The sequence below is a fragment of the Pseudomonas sp. HMSC065H01 genome (assembly GCF_001815235.1).
Classification (GTDB): Bacteria; Pseudomonadota; Gammaproteobacteria; order Pseudomonadales; family Pseudomonadaceae; genus Pseudomonas; species Pseudomonas aeruginosa.
Genome location: NZ_KV819898.1, coordinates 85,526 through 91,525, shown reverse-complemented (window position 1 = coordinate 91,525; position 6,000 = coordinate 85,526). Strand labels below are relative to the sequence as shown.

Sequence of the window (6,000 nt, the reverse complement as noted above, 5' to 3'; positions counted from 1 at the left end):
CTGCGGAGCATGGCCCGGCGGATAACCGCGAGTGGTTATTCGCCCTACCGAGGCGCGCCCTTCGCCTGCGTCACCCGGTCCACCAGGTAGACCACCCCGCGGTAGTCGATCCCGCCGTGCTCGCTGAGGCCGATCTCGCAGGTACGGCTGGTGGATACGCCTTCCTCGCAGAACTGCACGGCATCCTTCAGGCTGCGCAGGGAGTGAGCGTTCAGTTCCGGCGTGGTGAAGCCCTTGTCGCCGGCGAAGCCGCAGCAGTGGATGCCTTCCGGGATCACCACCTTGCGGGTGCAGCGGCCGACCAGGTCGATCAGCGCCTGGCTCTCGCCGAGGTGCTGGGTGCTGCAGGTGACGTGCACCGCTACCGGTTTGTCCTGCGGGATGAACTCCAGGCGATCGAGCAGGTGACTGCGGATGAATTTCACCGGGTCGTGGATCTGCAGCCGCGGATCGTCCAGACCCTGGACCAGGCGCAGGGTGCAGGGACTGGTGTCGCAGTAGATCGGGTCGAGGCCGCCGCGGCTGGCCTGGAGCAGGGCGGCGAGCAGCTCGTCGCGCTTGTCGTCGGCCTGCTTCGCATACCCCTTGGACGCGAACGGCTGGCCGCAGCAGAGGTTGTCCAGGTTATCCGGGAACACCACCTGGTAGCCGGCCTTTTCCAGTAGACGGCGGGTCTTGTCCAGCAGCGGCTCGCGCTCTTCGTCGCCGAAGGCCGGGCCCATGGCACGCGAGACGCAGGCGGCGAGATAGACCACCCTCGGCCGCTCGTCGTCGAGCGGGGCGGTCGGCGGCGCCAGGCGTACCGGCTGCGGCAGCGCCGGCGTCCATTGCGGCACGCGGCCGCCGCTGGCCTGGCTGAGGCCGCGGCTGGCCCTGGCCAGCAGGGGCGCGCCAAGCAGGCGCCGGGCGCCGTCGGCAGCGAGCAGGGCGAAGCGCGCAGCACGCATGGCTCCGGCAAAGTTGCGCGCCAGCCAGGTGGCGCCTTCGGCGTGGCGGGCGTCGGCGCCGCGCAGCTTGCGGATCAGCTCGCCGGTGTTGATGTTCACAGGACAGCGCTGGGCGCATAGGCCGGTGGCGGCGCAGGTGTCGATGCCCTGGTAGCGGTAGTCGCGCTCCAGCGCCGTGGTGTCGACGCCGGCGCGCTTCTTCGCCTGGATGTCGCGCCACAGGACGATGCGCTGGCGTGGCGTTAGGGTCAGTCCGCGCGACGGGCAGACCGGTTCGCAGAAACCGCACTCGATGCACTTGTCGACGATCTCGTCGGCAGCCGGCAGCGGCTTGAGGTTCTTCAGGTGGCTCTGCGGGTCCTCGCTGAGGACCACACCCGGGTTGAGGATGCCGCGCGGGTCGAGCAGGCGCTTGAGCTGCCACATCAAGCGATAGGCGTCCTCGCCCCACTCCAGTTCGACGAACGGCGCCATGTTGCGTCCGGTGCCATGCTCGGCCTTCAGTGAGCCGCCGTACTCCACCGCCACCAGGTGCGCCACGTCGTCCATGAACGCCGAGTAGCGGGCGATCTGCTCGGGCGAGTCGAAGCCCTGGGTGAAGACGAAGTGCAGGTTGCCCTCCAGCGCGTGGCCGAAGAGGATCGCCTCATCGTAGCAGTGCTTGTCGAACAGCTCGATCAGGCGGTTGACTCCCTCGGCCAGTCGTTCGACGGGGAAGGTGACGTCCTCGATGATCACCGTGGTGCCGGTCTCGCGCACCGCGCCGACAGCCGGGAAGGTGTCCTTGCGGATGCGCCAGAGCTGGTTGTAGACCGCCGGGTCTTCGCTGAAGTCGACCTGCTTCTCCAGCGGATATTCGGCGATGGAGGCCATGATCCGCCCGAGCTGTTCGTGCAGCAGCGTGCGGCTCGCCGCGCGGGACTCGATGAGCAGGGCGCAGGCACCGGCGGAAAGACTCTTCACCCATTCCGGCATGCCCTGCATGTTCTCAACCGAGCGCAGGCTGCGCCGATCGAGCAGTTCCACCGCCGAGACCGGCTGGCGCTTGAGCACCGCGACCGCCGTGCAGCAGGTTTCCACCGTGGGGAAAACCAGCAGCGCCGAGGCCTTGTGCGGGTGTTCCGGGACGGTGTCGTAGGTCACCGCGCTGATGAAGCCGAGGGTGCCCTCGGAGCCGACCATCAGGTGGGTGAGGATGTCCAGCGGCTCGTCGTAGTCGACCAGCGCGTTCAGCGACAGGCCGGTGGTGTTCTTAAGCCGGTACTTGTGGCGGATCTTCGCGGCCAGTTCGGCGTTGGCACGGGTCTCGCGGCCGAGTTCGGCGAGCCGTTCCAGCAGCTCGCCGTGGCTGGCGCGGAAGGCCGCGACGCTGGCCGGGTCCTCGCTGTCCAGACGGGTGCCGTCGGCCAGCAGCAGGCGCAGGCCGGCGAGGGTGTGGTAGCTGTTCTGCGCGGTGCCGCAGCACATGCCGCTGGCGTTGTTGGCGACGATGCCGCCGATCTTGCAGGCGTTGATCGAGGCCGGGTCGGGACCGATCTTGCGGCCGAACGGCGCCAGCCAGGCGTTCGCCTGGGCGCCGATGACACCCGGCTGCAGGCGGATCTGCGCGCCGTCGGCGCGGATTTCCCGGCCGTTCCAGTTGTCGCCGAGGACGAGCAGCACCGAGTCGCTGATGGCCTGGCCGGAGAGGCTGGTGCCGGCGGCGCGGAAGGTCACCGGGACCTGCTCGCGGTAGGCGGCGGATAGGATCGCGGCGACCTCGTCCTCGCTTTCGACGCGCAGCACCAGCTTGGGAATCAACCGGTAGAAACTGGCGTCGGTGCCGAAGGCCAGGGTCGACAGCGGGTCGTCGAAGCGGCGTTCGCGCGGTATCAGCCGCTCGACGGTCTCGAGAAAGGGAATCGGCAGGCTCATCGGCTTTCCTCGGCCCTGGGACGACGGTCACGCCCCGGGCGTTTTCAGGCTTTTCTGGTGGGCGTCTCAGGCGCCCAGTTCGCGGACCAGCGAGTCAGCGCTGATCTCGCCGATCGACTTGGCCCCGGTGAGGACCATGGCCACGCGCATTTCCTTTTCGATCAGTTCGAGCAGGTTGCGCACCCCGGCCTCGCCGGCGGCGGCCAGGGCGTAGACGAAGGCGCGGCCGAGCAGCACGCTGTCGGCGCCGAGGGCGATCATCCGCACCACGTCGAGACCGGTGCGGATGCCGGAGTCGGCCAGGATCGCCAGTTCGCCCTTCACCGCATCGGCGATCGCCGGCAGCGCGCGGGCGCTGGACAGCACGCCGTCGAGCTGGCGCCCGCCGTGGTTGGAGACGACGATGCCGTCGGCGCCGAACTTCACCGCATCCCTGGCATCCTCCGGGTCGAGGATGCCCTTGATCACCATCGGGCCGTCCCAGAACTCGCGGATCCACTCCAGGTCCTTCCAGGAAATCGACGGGTCGAAGTTGGCGCCCAGCCAGCCGATGTAGTCCTCCAGTCCGGTCGGGTTGCCGCGGTAGGCGGAAATGTTGCCGAGGTCGTGGGGCTTGCCCAGCAGGCCGACGTCCCAGGCCCAGGCCGGGTGGGTCATGGCTTGCAGGATGCGGCGCGGCGCGGCGTAGGGGCCGCTCATGCCGGAATGGGCGTCGCGGTAGCGGGCGCCGGGGACCGGCATGTCGACGGTGAACACCAGGGTGGTGACGCCGGCGGCCTTGGCCCGCTCCAGGGCGTTGCGCATGAAGCCGCGGTCCTTCAGCACGTAGAGCTGGAACCACATCGGCCGGTCGATGGCCGGGGCGACCTCCTCGATCGGGCACACCGATACCGTCGACAGGGTGAAGGGCACGCCCTTCGCCGCCGCCGCGCGCGCCGCCTGGACCTCGCCGCGGCGGGCGTACATGCCGGTGAGACCGACCGGGGCGAGCGCCACCGGCATCGCCAGGGTCTCGTCGAACAGGCGGGTTTCCAGGCTCAGCTCGGACATGTTCTTCAGCACCCGCTGGCGCAGGGCGATGGCCGACAGGTCCTCGACGTTGCGGCGCAGGGTGTACTCGGCGTAGGCGCCGCCGTCGATGTAGTGGAAGAGGAACGGCGGCAGCTTGCGTTGGGCGGCGGCGCGGTAGTCGGTGGAAGCGGAAATGATCATTGGGCTCTTCCGTTGTGTCGAAAGGTTTTGCATCGAGCGCAGTGGAGCGGGACACGGCGGAAATGGCCAAGGGAGCCGGGCCTACGATCGTAGGCGAGCCTCCCCGGGCCATTTCCTGCGCAGTATCGCCGACGCGCGGCCGATCAGGGCGCGGTCAGTGCACCAGCATGCCGGTGAATAGGTATGCCTGGGCCAGGGTGATCAGTCCGACCAGCGCGGCGAAGATCAGGCTGTGCTTCAGGGTGAAGCGGAACAGGTCGGATTCCTTGCCGACCATCCCGGTCGCGGCGCAGGCCACGGCGATGGATTGCGGGGAGATCATCTTGCCGGTCACGCCGCCGCTGGTATTGGCGGCCACCAGCAGGGTGTCGCTGACCCCGATCTGGTGCGCGGTGGTCGACTGCAGGGAGCTGAACAGGGCGTTGGAGGACGTATCCGAACCGGTCAGGAATACCCCCAGCCAGCCGAGGAACGGCGAGAAGAACGGGAACGCCGCGCCGGTACCGGCCAGGACCAGGGCCAGGGTGGTGGACATGCCCGAGTAGTTGGTGACGAAGGCGAAGGCCAGGACCATGCCGATGGACAGGATCGGCCACTTCAGCTCCACCAGGACTTCCTTGAAAGTGGTAATACCAATTTTCGCTCCGATGCGCAGAATGAACATCGATACCAACGCCGAGAGGAAGATCGCCGTGCCGGTGGCGGAGATCGGGTCGAACTTGAATACCGCCGCGATCGGCGTGGCGCTGGTGGCGATCGGTGCGCCCTTGACCACCAGTTGGTCGAGGTGCGGGATGGCGAAGTTGAACACCAGCCAGTAGAGCTCGCCGCCCGGGGCGAACAGGGCCTTGAAAGGTTTCAGGGTCCAGATGGTCACCAGTACGGTGAGCACCAGGAACGGCGACCAGGCCTTGAGGATCTCGCCGAAGCTGTAGGCGGACGGTTCGACGCTGCGTTGCCCGCCGAAGCCGCCACCGGCCACGGCCGCGCCGCCGCCTGCGGCGAGCGCTTCGCTGGCGCCCTGCGGCTGCCAGACCTTGAGGAACAGGGTCAGGGAGACCAGGCTGACCAGTGCCGAGGTGATGTCCGGCAACTCCGGGCCGATGAAGTTGGACGTCAGGTACTGGGTGATGGCGAAGCTGCCGCCGGCGACGATGGCGGCCGGCCAGGTTTCGCGGATGCCGCGCCAGCCGTCCATCATGAACACCAGCCAGAACGGTACCAGGATCGACAGGAACGGCAGTTGGCGGCCGGTCATGGCGCCGATCTTGAAGGCGTCGATGCCGGTCACCTGGCCGGCGACGATGATCGGGATGCCCAGTGCGCCGAAGGCCACCGGCGCAGTGTTGGCGATCAGGCACAGGCCGGCGGCGTAGAGCGGATTGAAGCCGAGGCCGACGAGCAGGGCGGCGGTGATCGCCACCGGCGCGCCGAAACCGGCGGCGCCTTCGAGGAAGGCCCCGAAGGAGAAGCCGATCAGCAGTACCTGCAGGCGCTGGTCGCCGGTAATCGACAGCACCGAGCTGCGGATCACCTCGAACTGGCCGCTCTTCACCGTCAGTTTGTAGAGGAAGACTGCCGCGACGATGATCCAGGCGATCGGCCAGAGACCGTAGAGGAAGCCGTAGCCGGCGGCGGCGAAGGCCATGTCGGCGGGCATGTGGAAGGCGAAGATGGCCACCGCGATGGCCAGCGCCAGGGTGATGCTGCCGGCGATGTGGCCCTTGAGGCGGAATACCGCCAGGGCGAGGAAGAAGAACACGATCGGGATGACGGCCGCGGCGGCCGACAGGCCGAGACTGCCCAGGGGGGTATAGAGTTGTTGCCAGGCTTGCATGGGGGTTGGCTCCCTAATTGTTGTTGGGTTTGCCTGTGACCAGATCGGACACGCGCCAAGACCTGTGTGTGCAAGGGCGCTGGGCAGCCG

At 68.1% G+C, this 6,000-nt stretch carries 3 protein-coding genes; all 3 read right to left on the bottom strand.

Going from position 1 to position 6,000, the window contains the following annotated elements; genetic code table 11:
* Nucleotides 1–44: 44 nt before the first annotated feature.
* The gene (locus HMPREF3014_RS18900; RefSeq protein WP_023087843.1) at nt 45–2,861 is read right to left on the bottom strand and encodes an FAD-binding and (Fe-S)-binding domain-containing protein; all 2,817 of its coding nucleotides are present in this window, start codon (nt 2,859–2,861) and stop codon (nt 45–47) included.
* A gap of 66 nt (nt 2,862–2,927) precedes the next feature.
* Nucleotides 2,928–4,073, bottom strand: a complete 1,146-nt coding sequence (lldD, locus tag HMPREF3014_RS18895) for an FMN-dependent L-lactate dehydrogenase LldD (protein WP_003100494.1) — start codon at nt 4,071–4,073, stop codon at nt 2,928–2,930.
* A gap of 154 nt (nt 4,074–4,227) precedes the next feature.
* Nucleotides 4,228–5,910, bottom strand: a complete 1,683-nt coding sequence (locus tag HMPREF3014_RS18890) for a lactate permease LctP family transporter (RefSeq protein WP_015647996.1) — start codon at nt 5,908–5,910, stop codon at nt 4,228–4,230.
* Nucleotides 5,911–6,000: the final 90 nt, after the last annotated feature.

What these genes read in the sequence shown, in the direction of transcription:
- HMPREF3014_RS18890 (WP_015647996.1), bottom strand. Translation starts at nt 5,910, where the DNA reads ATGCAAGCCTGGCAACAACTCTATACCCCCCTGGGCAGTCTCGGCCTG.
- lldD (WP_003100494.1), bottom strand. Translation starts at nt 4,073, where the DNA reads ATGATCATTTCCGCTTCCACCGACTACCGCGCCGCCGCCCAACGCAAG.
- HMPREF3014_RS18900 (WP_023087843.1), bottom strand. Translation starts at nt 2,861, where the DNA reads ATGAGCCTGCCGATTCCCTTTCTCGAGACCGTCGAGCGGCTGATACCG.